Origin of the sequence: Falsiroseomonas sp. HW251 (assembly GCF_050563545.1) — a bacterium.
GTDB lineage: Bacteria > Pseudomonadota > Alphaproteobacteria > Acetobacterales > Acetobacteraceae > Falsiroseomonas.
On record NZ_JBNXUM010000048.1, the window covers coordinates 19,741 to 37,750 of the forward strand.

Sequence of the window (18,010 nt, forward strand, 5' to 3'; positions counted from 1 at the left end):
TGGACCTGCGATCAGTTCAACGACGAAGGGGGAGGGGGACGAAGTGCCCCCTCCCCCTTCGTCGTTAAAAACTCACGGCGGGGTCCGGGGAGCCCCATGGCTCCCCGGCGGGGGCGCGGGGGCAGAGCCCCCGCGGCAAAGCGCGCGTCCCTACTCCGCAGCCGCGGCGTAGGCCTCCAGCGGCGCGCAGGTGCAGACGAGGTGGCGGTCACCGTGGACGTTGTCCACGCGCTTCACCGGCGGCCAGTATTTGTGGGCCGCGACCCAGGGCAGCGGGAAGGCGGCCTGGCTCCGGGAATAGGCGTGGGTCCAGCTGTCGGCCATGACTTCGGCGGCGGTGTGGGGGGCGTTCTTCAGGGGGTTGTCGGTCTTGTCGCTGCGGCCCTGTTCGATGGCGCGGATCTCCTCGCGGATCGCGGTCATGGCCTGGATGAAGCGGTCGAGTTCGCCCTTGGTCTCGGATTCCGTGGGCTCGACCATCAGCGTGCCCGCGACCGGCCAGGACATGGTCGGCGCGTGGAAGCCGAAATCCTGCAGGCGCTTGGCGATGTCCTCCACCGTCGCGCCGCCGTTCTGCTGGAAGCCGCGGCAGTCGAGGATGCATTCATGCGCCACCATCCCTCCCACGCCGCGGTAGAGGATGGGGAAGTGCGGCGCGAGTTTTTGCGCGACGTAGTTCGCGTTCAGGATCGCGACCTGCGTGGCGCGCGTCAGTCCCTCGGCGCCCATCATGCGGATATAGGCGTAGGAGATCGGCAGGATCGACGCACTGCCGAAGGGTGCCGCGCTGACCGGGCCGAAGCCCGTGGCGGGGCCGGCCTCGGCCAGCAGCGGGTGGTTCGGCAGGTGCGGCGCCAGGTGCGCGGCGACGCCGATCGGGCCGACGCCGGGGCCGCCGCCGCCATGCGGGATGCAGAAGGTCTTGTGCAGGTTGAGGTGGCAGACATCGGCGCCGATCGCGGCGGGCGAGGTCAGGCCGACCTGCGCGTTCATGTTCGCGCCGTCCATGTAGACCTGGCCGCCCTTCTCATGGATCAGGGCGCAGATCTCGCGGATCTCCGTCTCGAACACGCCGTGGGTCGAGGGGTAGGTCACCATCAGCGCGGCAAGTTTTTCGGCGTGCTGCTCGGCCTTCGCGCGAAGGTCGGCGAGGTCCACGTTGCCCTCGCGGTCGCAGCCCACGACGACGACCTTCATGCCCGCCATCACCGCGCTGGCAGGGTTGGTGCCATGCGCGGAGGACGGGATCAGGCAGACGTCGCGATGCGCCTCACCGCGCGCGTAGTGCCAGGCGCGGATGGCGAGGAGGCCCGCATATTCGCCCTGGCTGCCGGCGTTCGGCTGCAGCGACACCGCGGCGAAGCCCGTGACGGTGGCGAGCCAGGTTTCCAGCGTGCGGATGAGCTGGATGTAGCCCTCGGCCTGGTCGACGGGCGCGAAGGGGTGGATGGCGCCGAAGCCCGGGAAGGTCACGGGGATCATCTCCGCCGTGGCGTTCAGCTTCATCGTGCAGGACCCCAGCGGGATCATGCTGCGGTTCAGCGCGACGTCCTTGTCCTCGAGCGACTTGAGGTAGCGGAGCATCGCGTGCTCGGCGTGGTGCGTGTTGAACACGGCCGCCGTGCAGAAGGGCGAGCGGCGCGCGAGCGCATTGGGGAGGTCGCCGAAGGGTGCAATGGAATCCAGCGGCTGCGCCGGGGCGCGTGCGGCTTCCGCGATGACGGCGACAAGCTGCGCCAGGTCCTTGCGCGTGACGGTCTCGTCCAGCGCGATGCCGACGAGCCCGTCGGTGTGCCGCGCCAGGTTGAAGCCGTGCTTCAGAGCGCCGGCGATCAGCGCTTCGGCCTTGTCGCCGGCCTCGATCGCGACGGTGTCGAAGAAGCTGTCGTGCTTCACGCCGAAGCCTGCAGCCTTGGCGGCGCCGGCCAGAAGCCGCGCCTGCAGCGCGACGCGGCCGGCGATGCGCTTCAGGCCCTCGGGACCGTGCCAGACCGCATACATGCTGGCCATGACGGCGAGCAGCACCTGGGCGGTGCAGATGTTGGACGTCGCCTTCTCGCGCCTGATGTGCTGCTCGCGCGTCTGCAGCGCCAGGCGCATCGCGGGTGCACCGGCGGCGTCCACCGAGACGCCGACCAGGCGGCCTGGCATCAGGCGCTTGTGGGCGTCCTTCACCGCCATGAAGGCTGCATGCGGGCCGCCATAGCCCATCGGCACGCCGAAGCGCTGGGCGGAGCCGATGACGACATCCGCACCCATCTCGCCGGGTGGCGTCAGCAAGGTCAGCGCGAGCGGGTCGGCGGCGACGATCGCCAGCGCGCCGGCCTCGTGCGCGGCGGTGATCTCGGGGCGGAGGTCGCGGACCTCGCCGGTCGCGCCGGGATACTGCGTGACGAGCGCGAAAGGCTTTTCGGCGGCGACCGTCGCGATGATGTCGGCCGGCGCGGTGACGATGACCTTGAAGCCGAGGGGTTCGGCGCGCGTGCGCAGGACCGCGATGGTCTGCGGCAGCGCGTCGGACGCGACCACGATCCTGTCGGACTTGCCGCGCGTCGCGGCATAGGCCAGCGCCATCGCCTCGGCCGCCGCGGTCGCCTCGTCCAGCAGCGACGCGTTGGCGACGTCGAGGCCCGTCAGGTCCGTGACCATGGTCTGGAAGTTCAGCAGCGCCTCCAGCCGGCCCTGCGCGATCTCGGCCTGGTAGGGCGTGTAGGCGGTGTACCAGCCCGGGTTCTCCAGCACGTTGCGCAGGATGACCGGCGGCGTCAGCGTGCCGTGGTAGCCCAGCCCGATCAGCGACTTGATGTCCGCGCGGTTGCGCGCGGCAAGCGCACGCAGTTCCGCGATGGCTTCCGCTTCCGACGCGGGTTCCGGCAGCGCGGCCCGGAAGGTCTCGCGGATCGCCGCAGGGACTGTCTTCGCAGCAAGGTCGTCGAGGCTGCTCGCGCCGACCTCGCGCAGCATCGCGGCGATCTCGGATTCCGACGGGCCGATGTGGCGGCGGATGAATTCGCCGTGGTCCTCGAGCGCGGCGAGGTCTGCCAGCGCGCTCATGCCTCCATCTCCAGCAGCGCCTTGTAGGCGGGCTCGTCCAGCAGGTCGGCGAAGGCGGAGGGGTCCACGCCCTCCAGCTTGAAGAACCAGCCCTCGCCGGTGGGGGACGCGTTCACCTTCGCCGGGTCGTCCTTCAGCGCGGCGTTGGATTCCAGCACGCGGCCGGCGAGCGGGGCGTAGACGTCCGACGCGGCCTTGACGCTTTCCACGACGGCGATCGGCTCGCCGGGGACGACGTCGCGGCCGGCCTCGGGCAGGTCCACGAAGACCACGTCGCCGAGCGCTTCCTGCGCGTGGTCGGTGATCCCCACGGTCGCGACCGTGCCGTCGAGCCGGACCCACTCGTGATCCTTGGTGTAGCGAAGCTCTGCCATGGGTCGGCTCCTCAGCGGGCGTAGCGGTGGGGGGTGAAGGGAAGCGGGGCGACGCGGCCGGGCAGCGCCTTGCCGCGAACCATCAGGTCGAGCGCGGTGCCGTCGGCGGCGTGCTCGCGCGCGACATAGCCCATGGCGACCGGGCCATTGACGGAAGGGCCGAAGCCGCCGGAGGTGATCTCGCCGACCGCCGCGCCGCCTGCCTGGATCTCTGTATGCGCCCGCGCGGGCTGGCGGCCTTCGGGGCGGATGCCGACGCGAAGCCGCTTCGGGCCGTTGTCGAGGTCGCCTCGCACGCGGTCGGCGCCCCGGAAGTCCCAGGCGGTGCGGCGGCGCTTGCCGATGGTCCAGGTCAGCGCGGCCTCGATGGGCGACGTCGTCTCATCAATGTCGTTGCCGTAGAGGCAGAGGCCCGCTTCCAGCCGCAGCGAATCCCGCGCGCCGAGGCCGGCGGGCGCGACGCCCGGCAGCGCGAGCAGCGCGCGGGCGAAGCGCTCGGCCCGGTCGGCGGGAACGGAGACCTCGACGCCATCCTCGCCGGTGTAGCCGGAGCGGCTGACGAGCGCCGGGACGCCCGCGATGTCGAAGGCGCCGACGCCCATGAAGGGCAGCGCCGCGATGCCCGGCGCGAGCGTCGCGATGGAAGCGACGGCCTGCGGGCCCTGCAGCGCGACCAGCGCGCGGTCCGGCATCTGGCGCAGCGTCACGCCGGGCGGCAGCGCCGTCTCGATCAGCGCGAAATCCTCTGATTTGCGCGACGCGTTCACCACCAGGAACAGCCGGTCGCCGAGGTTCGCGACCATGAAGTCGTCGAAGATGCCGCCCGCCATCGTCATCAGCAGGCCGTAGCGCTGGCGGTGCGGCTTGAGGCCCTGCACGTCGGCGGGCGTGAGCTGCTCGAGCGCCGCCGCCGCGCCCTCTCCGACCAGCTCGGCCTGGCCCATGTGGGACACGTCGAACAGCGCGGCCGAGGCGCGGCAGTGCAGGTGTTCCTGCATGATCCCGGCGGGGTACTGCACGGGCATCGCATAGCCCGCGAAGGGCACCATGCGGCCGCCGAGTTCGCGGTGCAGCGACGCAAGCGGCGTTTCGAGCATGGGCGTATCGCCCGGGTCAGCGGCCACGGTGCCTCCAAGGCTGCCGCCGCCGGAAATGGCGACGGTCCGTGGCCCCCCTCTGTCCCGTGACCTGAGAGATTCGGCGCCCTGTTGCGGGGCCGCCTTTCTCCGTCGGTGCCGCGCCCCGTTCGGAGCGCGTCTTTCCAGAGGTCCCTACCCGCGCGGCCCTTCTGCCTGAGCGTTTCCGGGGGCCGGTTGCGCCTTCGGCGGAGGCCTCGTCGCGCCCGATGGGACGACTCCGCCTCTCTCTCCCGCGCGGGATCTGCGGGATGTGCGGGTATGACTCAGGGAGGGTCCGGAAGCAACCTCAGTCGAGGACGATCCAACCCGGCGTGATCAACTTCCACGTGGGCAGCGCCACCTCGAAGCGGCAGCCCTGGCGCGGCTGGTCGAGCGCACGGGAGATCGGGGCACCCATGAGATGCCCGCGCAGCAGCGCGCCGACCGCGCCATGCGCGACGACGAGGATGTCGCCCGCGGGGGCCGCGGCTTCCACCGCGCGGACCGCGCCGACGATCCGGGCCTGGGCGTCCGCCGCGCGTTCCCAGCCCCGCACGGAGTCCGTGGGCCGGGCGAAGAACGCGTCCGCCATGCGCTCGAACTCCTCCGGCGGCAGGAAGCCCGTGGCGGTGCGGTCGTTCTCGCCGAGATCCTCGCGGACGGCGACCCCGAGGCCGAGCGCGCCGGCCAGGACCCCCGCGGCCTCGATCGCCTTGCATTCCGTGCTGGCCCAGACCGACCGCACGCCGTCGAGCGTGCCCGACGCCGCGAAGCGCCGCAGTCTCGCGATCCCGCCGTCGCCGAGATGCCAGCGCGTCACCGGCACCGCGGGGTCCACCACGACCTCGGGGTGCGTGACGAAATGGAGCGTCCTCAACGCGGTCCGCGGGTGCGGTTGTAGGCCAGTTCGTCCGCGTCGAGCTGGAAGGCGATGCGCACCAGGTAGTCCTGCGCCCGCACGCCCTCCCCGATCGGCATGGTGAAGCGCACGGTCGGGCCGACCGCGCCGGCGCGGCCGACATTCTGCGGGAAGGTCACCCGGGTGGAGGATGTCGTGCGGTCCAGCACCTCCTCCTCCGCGGTGCTGACCGCGAGGAACCAGGGCAGGTCCACGGTCCGGCCCGTGGCGGCCGGCCCGCGCTCCACCGCGAATTCCGGCGTCACGCGCACATCCAGCCGCCTGGCGGAGGCGAAATCGCATTGCGCCTGGAATCCCGTGATCCGGGCATCCACGGCCATCGCGCTCAGGTCGCGTGGCCCGCCCGGCCGGAAGCGCGTGAGGTCGGCGCCATCGGCCAGGATCGAGATCCGCGGGCAGGGTGCCGTGGTGACGCCCGCCGGACCCGAGCCGCCGCAGGCCGCCAGCGCCGCCAGCCAGGCCAGCGCGGCCACCCGACACAACCCCGTGTTGATCAGCCGCATCCGGCTCTCCCTCTTTCAGCCCGGACCCGCCGCGGCTAGGTTCCGGCCGACCCTCCACCCCCCTATATCCTCGCGCGGCGCCGGGCCATCCCCGGGGCGCCATCGGAGACCCCATCGGCATCATGGACCGGCCGAGCCTGACCCTGCTGCTCGCCGCCCCCCGCGGGTTCTGCGCCGGGGTGGACCGGGCCATCCGCATCGTGGAGGAGGCACTCGCCCGCCACGGCGCGCCGGTCTATGTGCGCCACGAGATCGTGCACAACCGCCATGTCGTGGACGACCTCCGCGGCAAGGGGGCGGTCTTCGTGCAGGAGCTGGACGAGATCCCGGACGATGGCCGCCCCGTCGTCTTCTCCGCCCATGGCGTGCCCCGGTCGGTGGTGACGGAATCGCTGCGGCGCAGGATGTTCACGCTGGATGCGACCTGCCCACTCGTCACCAAGGTCCACCGGGAAGCCGCGCGCCACCATGCGCGGGGCCGCCACATCCTGCTGATCGGCCATGCCGGCCACCCCGAGGTCGTCGGCACGATGGGCCAGCTGCCCCCGGGCGGGGTGACGCTCGTCGAGAGCATCGCGCAGGCCCTGACCGTCGCGCCGCCGGACGGGCCGCTCGCCTGGACCAGCCAGACCACGCTGTCGGTGGACGACACCGCGGGGATCCTGGCGGTGCTGCAGGACCGGTTCCCCGACCTGGTCGGCCCGGCGAAGGAGGACATCTGCTACGCCACCTCGAACCGCCAGGCCGCGGTGAAGGCGATGGTGGCGAAGGGCGCGAGCCTGGTCATCGTGGTCGGCGCGCCGCATTCCTCGAACTCGCGGCGGCTATCGGAGGTCGCGGAACAGGCCGGCGCGAAGGCCGTGCTGCTGCAGGACCCCTCGGAGCTCGACCCCGCCATGGCCGATGGCCACGCGACGGTCGGGCTGACTGCCGGCGCCTCGGCCCCCGAGTCGCTGGTCCAGGGCATGACCAGAACCCTGGCCGGCCGCTTCGCCCTGGCGACGGAGGAGGTGACGGTCGCCGAGGAACGGATCGCCTTCCGCCTGCCCGCCGCGCTGGAAGCCGCGCCAGCCACCCTTGCGTCCCGGACGCTCGCGGCCGATTGATCCGCCGCCATGGCGGTCTACACCGAGGTCTCCGACGAGGCGCTGCGCGCCTTCCTGGCCGAGTATGATCTCGGCGGGCTTCTCGCCTTCCGCGGCATCGCGGAGGGGGTGGAGAACTCGAACTACGCGCTGCGCACGGGCCGCGGCGACTTCGTGCTGACGCTCTACGAGAAGCGCGTGGACCCGACGGAGTTGCCCTATTTCCTGGGGCTGATGGAGCACCTGGCGCGCGGCGGGCTGGCCTGCCCGACGCCCGTGGCGGGACGCGACGGGGTCGCGCTGCGGGAACTCTGCGGAAGGCCGGCGGCGATCTGCACCTTCCTGGAAGGTGTCTGGCCGCGGCGGGTCCGGCCGGAGCACCTCGCCCCGCTCGGCCAGGCGCTGGCCCGCCTGCATGAGGCCGGCCACGGCTTCGGGATGCGGCGGCTGAACGCGCTGGGGCCGGCGGGCTGGCCGAAGCTGCTCGATGGCTGCCGGGAACGCGGCGACGAGGTCGCGGCAGGGCTGGTGGCGGAGCTCGACGGGCATCTCGCCGCGATCCTGGCGGCCTGGCCGGCGCCCGGCGCGCTGCCCTCGGGGCAGATCCATGCGGACCTCTTCCCCGACAACGTCTTCTTCCTGCCGGACGCGGCGGGCAGGCCGCACGTGTCGGGGCTGATCGACTTCTACTTCGCCTGCACGGACCTCTTTGCCTATGACGTCGCGGTCTGCCTGAACGCCTGGTGCTTCGAGCCCGACGGGTCCTTCAACGTGACCAAGGGCCGCGCGCTGGTCGGCGCCTATGCCGCGGTGCGGCCGCTGTCGGAGGCCGAGCGCGCGGCGCTGCCGGCGCTGTGCCGGGGGGCGGCGATCCGCTTCCTGCTGACGCGGCTCTACGACTGGACGCACACGCCGCCCGGGGCGCTGGTCACGCGCAAGGACCCGCTGGAATACCTGCGTAAGCTCCGCTTCTTCGCGCGCGCCGCATCGCCGGAGGCGATCGGGGCCTGATGTGCTGATCGCGATGCCCCCCTCCCCATCCCTCCCCCGCAACAGCGGGGGAGGGAGAAGAACGGTCCGCCTCGAAGCCCTCCCCCGCTGTTGCGGGGGAGGGTTGGGAGGGGGCCACTTCTCGACGTCCTGCGAACAGCCATGACCGAAACCCTCGTCGAGATCTGGACCGATGGCGGCTGCAAGCCCAATCCCGGCCCCGGCGGCTGGGCCGCGATCCTGCGCCATGGCGAGACCGAGAAGGAACTCTCGGGTGCCGACCCCGCCACCACCAACAACCGCATGGAGCTGACCGCGGCGATCTCCGCGCTCGAGGCGCTGAAGCGCCCCTGCAGGGTCGCGCTGCACACCGACAGCGAATACGTCCGCAACGGGATGGAGCGCTGGGTGAAGGGCTGGGTGCGCAACAACTGGCGCAACAGCGCGCGCGATCCCGTGGCGAACTACGAGCTCTGGCAGCGGCTGCTGGCCGCCGCAGCGCCGCACGAGATCGAGTGGCGCTGGGTGCGCGGCCATGCCGGCGATCCCATGAACGAACGCGCGGACCGGCTGGCGACCGCCGCGCGGCTCGCGATGGGGATCTGAGCGCCCTTCCCACACGCCACACGCCCTCGTGAACCCGGCGCCGCGTGATGTCGGCGCGCTGCCGGACCAATCTCCGCCGCTCCCCCGCGTTGCTGGAAGCAGATGGAGCTCCACAAGGCCCTGACCGGGTTCGCCCCCGCCCCGCGCCCCGGCGCGCCGGCGGCGCCGATACCCTGGCGCATGCTCCGGCTGCTGCGCGTCGGCGCGATCGGGCTACCGCTGATCCTGCTGCTGGCCTCGGGCTGGTGGTCCTGGCGCGCCGAATGGCGCCGCGCATCGGAGGAGGCTCTGTCCAACGCCGAGGTCGTCCGGGAATACGTGCTGCGCGCGATCCAGGCGCAGGAAGGGGCGCTCGCCCTGGTCGACAACCTGCTCTCGGCTGCCGAGCGCGAGAACATGTCACCGGCCGCGCTGCATGAGCGCCTGGCGCAGCTCGACCAGCTGCCCGGCGCGCCGCTCAGCGCAGGCCACATCTCGCCCGAGGGCGTGCTCGACGCCACCAGCCGCCGCTTCCCCTTCACGGTGGACGTCTCCGACCGTCCCTATTTCCGGGCGCACAGGGAATCGCCCGGCGACGCGCTGCGCATCGACCGGGTGACACTGCGGCCCGGCGGGCAGGATGTGCTGGTCTTCACCCGCCGCCGCGCCGGCGAGGCCTTCCGCGGCGTCCTCTTCGCCACCGTCCCGGTCGAGGCCTTCACCAGCTTCTTCGCCCGCATCGCCGACGAGCCCTCGGCCGCCGCGTCGCTGATGCGGGCGGACGGGCTGCTCCTGCTGCGCCATCGCCCGCGGGACCCGCCGGTGCAGCTGCCGCCCGACACCGGCGTGCGCCAGGCCATGGCGACGGCCGACCGGGGCACCTTCGTCGTGCGCGCGGCGGCAGACGGGGTGACGAGGCTCTATGGCTTCGCGCGGCTGGACGGGCTGCCGCTCTATGCGAATTACGGCATCGGGCTGAACGCGCTGCGGGAACGCTGGCTGATGGGCCTGGCGCCGATCGCGCTGCTGCTCGCGCTGGCGGCCGCGCTGGCCTGGCTGGCGCTCGACCGCGCCGGCCGCGCCCTGGCGGCGGAGGAGGCGCGGCGCGACGCCGATGCGCGGCTGCGCGAGGCCCGGCGCGAGGCCGAGCTGCATGAGAAGCTGCTGCGGGAGCTGCACCACCGCGTGAAGAACAGCCTCGCCTTGGTGCAGTCGCTGGCGCGGCTGCAGGGGCCGAACGCGCCGCCCCGCGCGCTGGAGCAGCGGGTGTTGGCGCTCGGCAAGGTGCACGACCTGCTGCATGTGACGAACCTGGTCTCGCGGCTGGATCTCGCGGCCTTCCTGCGCGCGCTCTGCGCGAGCCCGGAGATCGTGCCGCCGGGGAGCGGCATCTCCATCGCGGTGGAGGCCGACCCGGTCGAGGTGGACATCGAACGTGCCACGCCGATCGCGCTGATCGTGGTCGAGCTCGTCACCAACGCGCTGCGCCATGCCTGGCCGGGCGCGGCAAGGGGCCGGGTGCGGGTGGCGCTCACCGCGCCGACGGGGCCGAACGGGCTGGCGCGGCTGGCGGTCAGCGACGACGGGGTCGGGCTGCCGGAAGGCGCCGGCGAGGGGCGCGGCCGGTCCGGCTTCGACCTCGTCGAGACGCTCGCCACCCAGATCGGCGGGCGGGTCGAGCGGCGCGTCCTGCCGGAAGGCGGGACGGAGATCGCGGTGACGCTCCCCGTCGCCGCGCCGGGCTGACCGCCGCGCACACGCCCGCTATGCCGGCGCGGCCGGCTTGCGCACGCGGCACTTGCCTCGGCGGTGCTCGAGCGGCAGTCCCATCGGGGCGAAGAAGCCGTCGAAGGCCTGGCGCACGCCCGGCCAGCGGCCGTCCGCGCAGTAGTCGTCGCCGATCAGCAGCCCGCCGGGCACGAGCAGCGGCCACCAGGCCGAGAGATCCGACGAGACGGAAAGCAGGTCGTGCCCGGCATCGACGTGGATGACGTCCGGGCGCAGCCCGTGATGGGCGAGCAGCCGCGCGGCGTTGAGCGAATCCATGGGCAGCGGGACGACGCGCCCCGCATGGCCGGCGCGGATGACGTTGCCCATGAAGACCTGCATCTGGCGCGGCTGGCCGTTCTCGATGTTGAGGTTCGCGGGGAAGCCGGGCATGCGGGTCCAGTGCTCGACGGAGCCGAGCCAGGTGTCCACCGCGACGATGCAGCCCTCCACGCCGGCGTCGCGCATCGCATCCGCCATGGTGAGGACCGAGCCGCCGCGCCAGACGCCAATCTCCACCGCGAGGCGCGGGCGGCGCCGCCTGATCGCCCCGGCCAGCCAGGGATGGACGCTGTTCCAGCCCCTGGTGTCGGCCGGCCAGGAATCCAGCGGGAAGCCGGCATAGGGGTCGTGCCCCCGCCAGATCGCCGCCATCGTCGCGGCGAAGGCGGAGCCGCCGCCTGTCAGATCAGGCACAGGGACTGCAGTTCCCGCCGCAGCGAGGGCGGCAGCTTCTCGATCCCGCGCGGGGGAACGACGCCGCGCGGCAGGTCGGGCGGGGCGGCCGCGGGGTCGAGGTAGCGCCAGCCCTGGAAGGGCTTCTGGGGGCGGAGCTCCACCGCGACCAGCTCCCTGTCGAGCACCAGGCCGCAGCAGGCCGTGCCGTCGTCCCAGGCGTCCTCCCGGATGTCGAGGATACGCTGCCGGACGCGGGTGAAGCCGCCGATCACCCAGTAGAGCGAGCCGCCATCCAGCACCTCGCCGGCCCGCTTGGGCATCATGCGGGTCTGGTGGCGCAGCGGGGGGTCGCGGCGGATGCGCTCGGCCTGCCAGGCCGCGAGCTCCGGCACCTCCTTCACGCCGACACAGAGCTTGATGATGTGCAGCATCCCGCGACGGATGTGGCAGGGGCCCGAGTCCCCGCAAGCCCCCGCCGAGGCGCCGCGGCCGGCCGCATTCACCCGGCGTCAAGGAGGGCCGTGGCAGGGACGGGCATCGAGTTGCCCGGAAATCGCCGAATGCGCCTGTTCCTGGATCTGTCGGTCGGCAGGAAGCTCGCCGCTTCCGCCCTGCTCGCCATCGTGATGCTGGCGGCGCTGAGCGCGCTCGTCCGGCAGGAGACGGGCCGCGTGCTGGCGCTGCAGCGGGAGGAAGCGCGCAGCCTGGCGGCCTCGGTGCGGATCGGCGCCGGCGTGGACACGCTGCGCGAGGTCCCGGTGCTGGAGCGCGACCTGCTGATGGCTCAGGACGCGGCGGCCCAGGGGCCGGCGCGGGCGCGCATGCTGGAACGGCTGGATGCGGGGCTGGAGACGCTGGTGGCGGGCGTCTCCGATGGCGGCGACCCCGCGCTGCTGCGCCTGGTGGACGGGCTGCGCGGCGCGGCCCGCGGTTATCGCGACGCGTTGGCGCAGCTGGCCGACCAGCGCGCGCGGCTGATCGCGCTGCGCGACGAGCAGCTGCTGGCGCGCAGCGCGGACTACGACCCCGCCTTCGAGGCGATCAGCGGCGCGATCGGCTTCGATCTCGACGGCGCCGCGCAGGAGGAGGCACGCCAGCGCCTGCTGACCGTGCATGCCGCGGTGAACGAGGTGCGCATCGGCGTCCAGCGCTTCCTCGCGACCGGGGAGGAGGCGCAGCTGCGCCGGATCAGGCGCGGCATCGCCCAGGCACGGGTGCATGGCCGCGGCCTGGCGGGGCTCGATGTGCCGGATCGGATGAAGCCGGACCTCGCGCGCTTCGGCGAACTCGCGATCGCCATCGCGCAGGCCGCCGAGGAGGTGCTCGCCGCGAGCGAGGCAGTGGCGCGGCTGCGGACGGAACGCGTGCAGCCCGCGCGGGAGGTGCTGTCGGGCCGGGTCGCCGAGCTGGACCGCGCGGGCCAGGCCGCGAGCGCGGCGCGGCAGGAGGCGCTGGTCGCGGCGGCGGCGGAGGCGCAGGCCGTCGCGGTCTGGGGCTGGATCGCGATCACGCTGGTGCTGGTGGTGTCGGGCCTGCTGATGGCGCGCGCGGTCGGCGCGCCGCTGCGGCGCCTGGCCGGCACGATGCGGGCCATCGCCGGCGGCGACACCGGCGTCGAGGTCGGCGGCCGCGGCCGGCGCGACGAGATCGGCGTCATCGCCGACGCGCTGGAGCAGTTGCGCCAGACCGCGCGGCAAGCCTTCGCGCAGGGCCAGATGCTGGAGCAGCTGCCGACCGCGATCATGTCGGCCGATCCGCGCGACGATTTCCGCATCACCTACATGAACGCCGAGGCGACGCGCCTGCTCGGCACGATGCGCGACGCGCTGCCGGTGCCGCCCGAGCAGCTCGTCGGGCAGAGCGTGGACATCTTCCACCGCCACCCTGAACACCAGCGCGCGCTGCTGTCCGACCCGTCGCGCCTGCCGCACAGCGCGAGGATCCGCTTCGGGACGGAGACGATGGAGCTGAAGATCTCGGCCATCCGCGACGCCGCGGGCGACTATGCCGGGGCGATGCTGGCCTGGCAGCTGGCGACCGAGAAGGCGCGGCTGGTGGACAGCTTCGAACGCGAGGTCGGCGACGTCGTGGAGGCCGTGGCGAAGGCGGCCGACGCGTTGCAGGCCTCGGCGAAGGAACTGACGGCGAGTGCCGCGACGTCGAACGCCGAGGCCGCGGCGGTGGCGGAGGCCGGCGGGCGCGCCAATGCCGATCTGCAATCGGTGGCCGCGGCGGCCGAGGAGATGGCGGCGTCGGTCACCGAGATCGCGCGGCGCGTCGGCGAGGCCGCGGAGGTCGCGAACCGCGCGGTGGCGGAAGCGCGGGCGACGGATGCGACGGTGCAGGGGCTGTCGGAGGCGGCGTCGCGCATCGGCGACGTCGTGCGGATGATCGGCGACATCGCCGGCCAGACCAACCTGCTCGCCCTGAACGCCACCATCGAGGCCGCGCGCGCCGGCGAGGCCGGCAAGGGCTTCGCGGTCGTCGCGTCGGAGGTGAAGTCGCTGGCCGGCCAGACCGCCCGGGCAACCGAGGAGATCGGCCGCCAGATCGCGGAGATGCAGGCCGCGACCGGCCAGGCGGTCGCCGCCATCCGCGGCATCGGCGCGACGGTGGAGCGCACCAGCGAGATCGCGACGACCATCGCCGCGGCGGTTGAGGAGCAGGGATCGGCTACGAGGGAGATCGCGCGCAGCGCCGCCCAGGTGGCGGAAGCGACGGGAACGGTGGCGGGGCGCATCGCCTCGGTCCGCGGCGCGGCGGAGGAGACGGGCGAGGCCGCGACGGCCATGCAGCAGGACAGCAGCGCGCTGGCGGCGCAGGCGGCGACGCTGCGGGAGAAGTCGGGACGCTTCCTGGAGGCGGTCAGGGCGATGTGAGGGGGCGGCAGCCCCCCGCGCTTGCCCCCGGGCCCCATCCCGCCTACCTGCCGGTCCGCAAGGAACCGGACAGCCATGAGCATCAAACTCGCCGTCGTCGGCGCCACCGGCCAGGCGGGGCGCGAGATCCTGCGCACGCTGGCGGAGCGCGATTTCCCGGCCTCCGACGTCATCGCCCTCTCGCCCGGCCGCGGCGGCGGGGCCGAGGTCTCCTACGGCGAGGATCGCGTGCTGCGCGTGCGCGGCCTGGATGGCTTCGACTGGGGCGACATCGACCTGGCCTTCTTCGCCGCCGGCGAGGCCGCCTCGGCCGCCGAGGCGCCGCGGGCGGCGGCGGCGGGCACGATGGTGGTGGACCTCTCGTCGCGCTTCCGCATGGAGCCGGACGTGCCGCTGGTCGTGCCGGAGGCGAATGCCGCGACGCTGACGCGCGCTCGCAAGCGCCGCATCGTCGCCATGCCCGGCAGCGTCGCGGGGATGGTCGCGGTCGCGCTGAAGCCGCTGCATGCGATCGGCAAGGCGCGCCGCGCCGTGGTGACCGGCCTGCACGCCGTCTCCGGCGCGGGGAAGGAGGCGATGGACGAGCTCTGGGCGCAGACGCGCGGGATCTACGTGAACGAGGCGCCGCCGGCCGAGCAGTTCCCCAAGCAGATCGCCTTCAACCTGATCCCGCAGGTCGGCGACATCGGGGATGACGGCGCGACGAAGGAGGAAGCAGGCATCGCGCTGGAGTTGCGCAAGCTGGTCGATCCCGACCTGGTCGCGGTCGCGACCTGCATCCGCGTGCCCGTCTTCATCGGGGAATCCGCCACCGTGGTCGTAGAGTTCGAGCGCCCGGTGTCCGAGAAGGAGGCCTGGGCCGCGCTGCGCGACGCGCCGGGCGTCACGCTGCTCGACCGGCGGGAGGAAGCGGGCTACGCGACGCCCGCCGAGGTCGCGGGCGAGGACGCGGTCTATGTCGGGCGCGTCAGGCGCGACCTGACGGTGCCGAACGGGCTGGCCTTCTGGTGCGTCACCGACACGCTACGCAAGGGCGCGGCGCTCAACGCCGTACAGGTCGCGGAGGAGCTGGTCCGCCTCAAGCTGGTGGGCTGAATGCTGCACCTCGACGGCGCGGAGCGGCTTCTCGACCACTGGGGCTATGCCGGCGTCTTCGCGGTGATAATGCTGGAAAGCCTCGGCGTGCCCGCGCCGGGGGAGAGCCTGCTGGTCGCGGCCGCCGCCTATGCCGCGGCGACGGGGCGGATCGACATCGCGATCCTGGTGCCGGCGGCCGCGGCGGGGGCGATCCTCGGCGACCAGATCGGCTACCTCATCGGGCGCGCGATCGGGCTGCCGCTGCTGCACCGGCTCGGGCGGCGCGTCGGGCTGACGGAGGACCGGCTGCTGCTCGGGACCTGGCTGTTCCGGCGCTATGGCGGGCGGCTCGTTTTCCTCGGGCGGTTCGTGGCGCTGCTGCGCACCGTGGTCGCGGTGATGGCGGGCGCGAACGGGATGCACTGGGCGTCCTTCGCAAAGTGGAACGCGCTGGGCGGGATCGCCTGGACGTCGCTCTATGGCTTCGGGACCTATTTCCTGGGCGACGTGATGGCGCGGCTGCACGGGCCGGTCGGCATCGCGATCGGGGCCTGCTTCGCCATCGCGGCGGTGGCAGGCCTTCTCCTTATCCGCAAGCACGAGACGCTTCTGGTGGAACGCGCGCGGGCGGAGATCGCGGAGCAGAGCAAGGCCGCGAAGGCGTAGGTCAGAGCGCCAGTCCCGCCGCCACCAGCGCCGCGTTGTCCCGCGCCACCGAGCCGTCCGGCAGTTCCGCCACGTCTTCGAGCCCCAGCCGCAGCATCAGCCCCAGCGCGACGGCGCGGCGCGCCATCGGCCAGGCGCTGCGGCCGGACCCGTGCAGCTGCCGCTCCGGCGCGCCCGTCCCCAGCAGCAAGAGGATCGCAGCGGAGACGGCCTCGGCGGCCGCGGCCTCCACGTCGTCCATCTCGACGAGGATGCGGCGGCAGCGCGGCAGCAGGCCGAGCGCGAGCAGCCGGTCGGCATCCGCGACCGAGGCGAGCCCCGCCTCCACGCCGATCCCGCCGGAGAGCAGCGCCTGCATCGCCAACGGCGCGGTGGGTTCCGACAGGTTGACCGAGGCCTCGTCCGGGCGCGCCTCGGGCGGCAGGCGGGACCAGGCACGGAGCGCCTCGAGCCGGCAGCGGTCATCGGGCTCGATCCAGTCGCCGGTGCTGACGGAAACCGGCAGGCCGGGCGCGGCCCGGCGGATGGCGGCGACGGCGGCGCCGATCGCGGCGGGGTCCAGCGTCTCCTCGCCGCGGGCGTTGCGCGGATGGACGTGGACGGCGACGGCCCCGGCGGCGGCGCAGGCGGCGGCCTCCGCCGCGAGCTCCGATGGCGTGACGGGCAGGAGCGGGTGGAAGCCGCGCGCCCGCGCCCCGTTCAGACAGGCCTGGATCCGCCGATCCCCCATGGCGGCCAGTATGCCGCGGCCGGCGACGGGGGGAAGGGCCGCCCTTGCGCGCCTGGGCACGGGGCGACCATATCCCGGCCATGGATCTCGATTTCACCGAGGCCGAGCTCAGCCGGTATTCCCGCCACATCCTGCTGGCCGAGGTCGGCGCGATCGGCCAGGCGCGGCTGAGAGAGGCGCGCGTGCTGGTGGTCGGCGCAGGCGGGCTGGGTTCGCCGCTCGCGCTGTATCTCGCCGCCGCCGGCATCGGCACGATCGGGCTGGTGGACCACGACGTGCTGGAGCTGTCGAACCTGCAGCGCCAGGTCGCGCACACCACGGCGCGGCTCGGCCGCAACAAGGCCGACAGCGCGGCCGAGACGCTCGCCGCCCTGAACCCCGCGGTCCGCGTCGAGACCCATGCCCGGCGGATGGACGTCGAGGCCGCGCGGGAGCTGATCCCGCGCTACGACATCGTCTGCGACGGCACCGACAATTTCGCGACGCGCTTCCTGCTCGGCGATGCGTGCCACCTGCTGGGCCGGCCGCTCGTCTCGGCCGCGGTGCTGCGCTTCGAGGGGCAGCTGAGCGTCTTCCAGGGCCATCGCGGCGCGCCGCACCCCTGCCATCGCTGCCTGCACCCCGAGCCGCCGCCGGAGGGGCTGGTGCCGACCTGTTCCGAGGCCGGCGTGCTCGGCGCCGTCACCGGCGTGATGGGCACGCTGCAGGCGACGGAGGTGCTGAAGCTGATCCTCGGCATCGGCGAGAGCCTGTCAGGCCGGCTGCTGTTGTGGGACGCGCTGGATGCGCGCTTCCGGACCGTGAAGCTGAAGCGCGATCCCGCCTGCGCCCTGTGCGGAGAGAACGCGACGATCCACGACCTTTCCGCGCATGAAGGCGCAGCACCGGCGGTCTGCGCAGTGTGAGCGCGTCCGATCGACCGCGCCAGCAAACGCTCGGCATCCTGCTGATCTCCGCCGGGCATGAGCGCGCGCATTACGCGCTGGTGCTGGCCACCGGCGCAGCGGCGACGGGACGCGATGTCGTGCTCTTCGCCACCAATGCGGGTTGCCTTCTGTTTGAGGCGTCGCGCCCGCTGGAAGCCGACCCGCGCGAGGCGCTGCTGGCGCAGCGCGGCGTCGCCGGGATCGGGACGCTGATGGCCGCCGCCGAGGACCTCGGCATCCGCCGCATAGCCTGCGAGGCCGGGCTGAAGGCGGAAGGGATCGAGGCCGGGACGCTACGGCCCGGCGTCGAGATTGCCGGCGTGGTCACCTTCCTGTCCGCCGTGGGGCCGGGCAGCATCGTCTCACTTTGATCGGCACCTTGAGCCGGCGCGCCAAAGTATGGGAGGGATCGGGCATGCCCCGAATCCGCCTAGCCCTGGCACTGCTGCTCGCGACGGCTGGCGGCGCGGCGTCGCAGCAGCCGCCCGCGACGGGCAGCCTGCCGCCGCCGCGGCCCGTGCAGTCCGCCGCGCCGCCTTCGGCGTCGGCTGCCCCGCCCAGTGCGCCTGCCGCGCCTGCGCCCTCCGCCGCGCCTGCACCGGCGCGCCCCGCGCAGCCCGCCGCGCAGGCACCACGCGCAGCGCAGCCCGGGCAGGCCC

Annotated in this window: 18 protein-coding genes and 2 riboswitches; of the genes, 10 read left to right on the forward strand and 8 right to left on the reverse strand. The window is 73.3% G+C overall.

Going from position 1 to position 18,010, the window contains the following annotated elements:
- Window positions 1-150 precede the first annotated feature (150 nt).
- The 5 genes from gcvP to ACLF3M_RS33135 all read right to left on the reverse strand — a co-directional run bounded on the left by gcvP (window position 151) and on the right by ACLF3M_RS33135 (window position 5,968).
- Entirely contained in the window at window positions 151-3,054 is a 2,904-nt protein-coding gene (gene gcvP, locus ACLF3M_RS33115) for an aminomethyl-transferring glycine dehydrogenase (protein ID WP_430661289.1), read from the reverse strand.
- Entirely contained in the window at window positions 3,051-3,428 is a 378-nt protein-coding gene (gene gcvH, locus ACLF3M_RS33120) for a glycine cleavage system protein GcvH (protein ID WP_430661290.1), read from the reverse strand. The genes gcvP and gcvH overlap by 4 nt, the downstream gene beginning before the upstream one ends.
- An 11-nt stretch (window positions 3,429-3,439) precedes the next feature.
- Entirely contained in the window at window positions 3,440-4,525 is a 1,086-nt protein-coding gene (gene gcvT / locus ACLF3M_RS33125) for a glycine cleavage system aminomethyltransferase GcvT (protein WP_430661291.1), read from the reverse strand.
- A gap of 76 nt (window positions 4,526-4,601) precedes the next feature.
- Window positions 4,602-4,696, reverse strand: a riboswitch (glycine riboswitch).
- 2 nt (window positions 4,697-4,698) lie between these two features.
- A riboswitch (glycine riboswitch) is annotated at window positions 4,699-4,810 on the reverse strand.
- 43 nt (window positions 4,811-4,853) lie between these two features.
- Window positions 4,854-5,423: a histidine phosphatase family protein gene (locus tag ACLF3M_RS33130; protein ID WP_430661292.1), complete on the reverse strand. Its 570-nt coding sequence runs from the start codon at window positions 5,421-5,423 to the stop codon at window positions 4,854-4,856.
- A complete protein-coding gene (locus tag ACLF3M_RS33135) occupies window positions 5,420-5,968 on the reverse strand; it encodes a hypothetical protein (RefSeq protein ID WP_430661293.1) in 549 nt (182 codons plus the stop codon). The genes ACLF3M_RS33130 and ACLF3M_RS33135 overlap by 4 nt, the downstream gene beginning before the upstream one ends.
- 122 nt (window positions 5,969-6,090) lie before the next feature.
- Here ACLF3M_RS33135 and ispH point away from each other — a divergent pair, with 122 nt between their 5' ends.
- The 4 genes from ispH to ACLF3M_RS33155 all read left to right on the forward strand — a co-directional run bounded on the left by ispH (window position 6,091) and on the right by ACLF3M_RS33155 (window position 10,374).
- Entirely contained in the window at window positions 6,091-7,074 is a 984-nt protein-coding gene (gene ispH / locus ACLF3M_RS33140) for a 4-hydroxy-3-methylbut-2-enyl diphosphate reductase (RefSeq protein ID WP_430661294.1), read from the forward strand.
- 9 nt (window positions 7,075-7,083) lie between these two features.
- Entirely contained in the window at window positions 7,084-8,064 is a 981-nt protein-coding gene (locus ACLF3M_RS33145) for a homoserine kinase (protein ID WP_430661295.1), read from the forward strand.
- A gap of 141 nt (window positions 8,065-8,205) precedes the next feature.
- Window positions 8,206-8,649: a ribonuclease HI gene (gene rnhA / locus ACLF3M_RS33150; protein ID WP_430661296.1), complete on the forward strand. Its 444-nt coding sequence runs from the start codon at window positions 8,206-8,208 to the stop codon at window positions 8,647-8,649.
- Between the two features lie 180 nt (window positions 8,650-8,829).
- Entirely contained in the window at window positions 8,830-10,374 is a 1,545-nt protein-coding gene (locus ACLF3M_RS33155) for a sensor histidine kinase (RefSeq protein WP_430661297.1), read from the forward strand.
- Between the two features lie 18 nt (window positions 10,375-10,392).
- On the opposite strand, the gene ACLF3M_RS33160 is transcribed toward ACLF3M_RS33155, so the two are convergent.
- Both ACLF3M_RS33160 and ACLF3M_RS33165 read right to left on the reverse strand, forming a co-directional pair.
- Window positions 10,393-11,091 carry a class I SAM-dependent methyltransferase gene (locus ACLF3M_RS33160; protein ID WP_430661298.1) on the reverse strand — a complete coding sequence of 233 codons (699 nt, stop codon included), beginning with the start codon at window positions 11,089-11,091 and terminating at the stop codon, window positions 10,393-10,395.
- Window positions 11,079-11,504 carry a DUF1489 family protein gene (locus tag ACLF3M_RS33165; RefSeq protein WP_430661299.1) on the reverse strand — a complete coding sequence of 142 codons (426 nt, stop codon included), beginning with the start codon at window positions 11,502-11,504 and terminating at the stop codon, window positions 11,079-11,081. The genes ACLF3M_RS33160 and ACLF3M_RS33165 overlap by 13 nt, the downstream gene beginning before the upstream one ends.
- Window positions 11,505-11,633: 129 nt before the next feature.
- Between ACLF3M_RS33165 and ACLF3M_RS33170 the strand changes: the two genes are divergently transcribed.
- The 3 genes from ACLF3M_RS33170 to ACLF3M_RS33180 all read left to right on the forward strand — a co-directional run bounded on the left by ACLF3M_RS33170 (window position 11,634) and on the right by ACLF3M_RS33180 (window position 15,695).
- Window positions 11,634-13,952, forward strand: coding sequence for a methyl-accepting chemotaxis protein (locus ACLF3M_RS33170; RefSeq protein ID WP_430661300.1), 2,319 nt, complete (start codon window positions 11,634-11,636; stop codon window positions 13,950-13,952).
- Between the two features lie 75 nt (window positions 13,953-14,027).
- The gene (locus tag ACLF3M_RS33175) at window positions 14,028-15,047 is read left to right on the forward strand and encodes an aspartate-semialdehyde dehydrogenase (protein WP_430661301.1); all 1,020 of its coding nucleotides are present in this window, start codon (window positions 14,028-14,030) and stop codon (window positions 15,045-15,047) included.
- Window positions 15,048-15,695, forward strand: a complete 648-nt coding sequence (locus ACLF3M_RS33180; protein WP_430661302.1) for a DedA family protein — start codon at window positions 15,048-15,050, stop codon at window positions 15,693-15,695.
- 1 nt (window position 15,696) lies between these two features.
- Here ACLF3M_RS33180 and ACLF3M_RS33185 read toward each other — a convergent pair whose 3' ends face one another.
- Entirely contained in the window at window positions 15,697-16,425 is a 729-nt protein-coding gene (locus ACLF3M_RS33185) for a 3-keto-5-aminohexanoate cleavage protein (protein ID WP_430661303.1), read from the reverse strand.
- An 80-nt stretch (window positions 16,426-16,505) separates the two neighbouring features.
- On the opposite strand from ACLF3M_RS33185, the gene ACLF3M_RS33190 reads away from it, so the two are divergent.
- From ACLF3M_RS33190 to ACLF3M_RS33200, 3 genes are all read left to right on the forward strand, one after another.
- Window positions 16,506-17,330 (forward strand): HesA/MoeB/ThiF family protein, encoded by an 825-nt coding sequence (locus ACLF3M_RS33190; RefSeq protein ID WP_430661304.1) that lies wholly within the window; start codon window positions 16,506-16,508, stop codon window positions 17,328-17,330.
- Window positions 17,327-17,722, forward strand: a complete 396-nt coding sequence (locus ACLF3M_RS33195; protein ID WP_430661305.1) for a DsrE family protein — start codon at window positions 17,327-17,329, stop codon at window positions 17,720-17,722. Before ACLF3M_RS33190 ends, ACLF3M_RS33195 begins: the two co-directional genes overlap by 4 nt.
- A 44-nt stretch (window positions 17,723-17,766) precedes the next feature.
- Window positions 17,767-18,010, forward strand: a 244-nt coding sequence (locus tag ACLF3M_RS33200; protein ID WP_430661306.1) for a hypothetical protein, incomplete at its 3' end; no start/stop codon positions are given.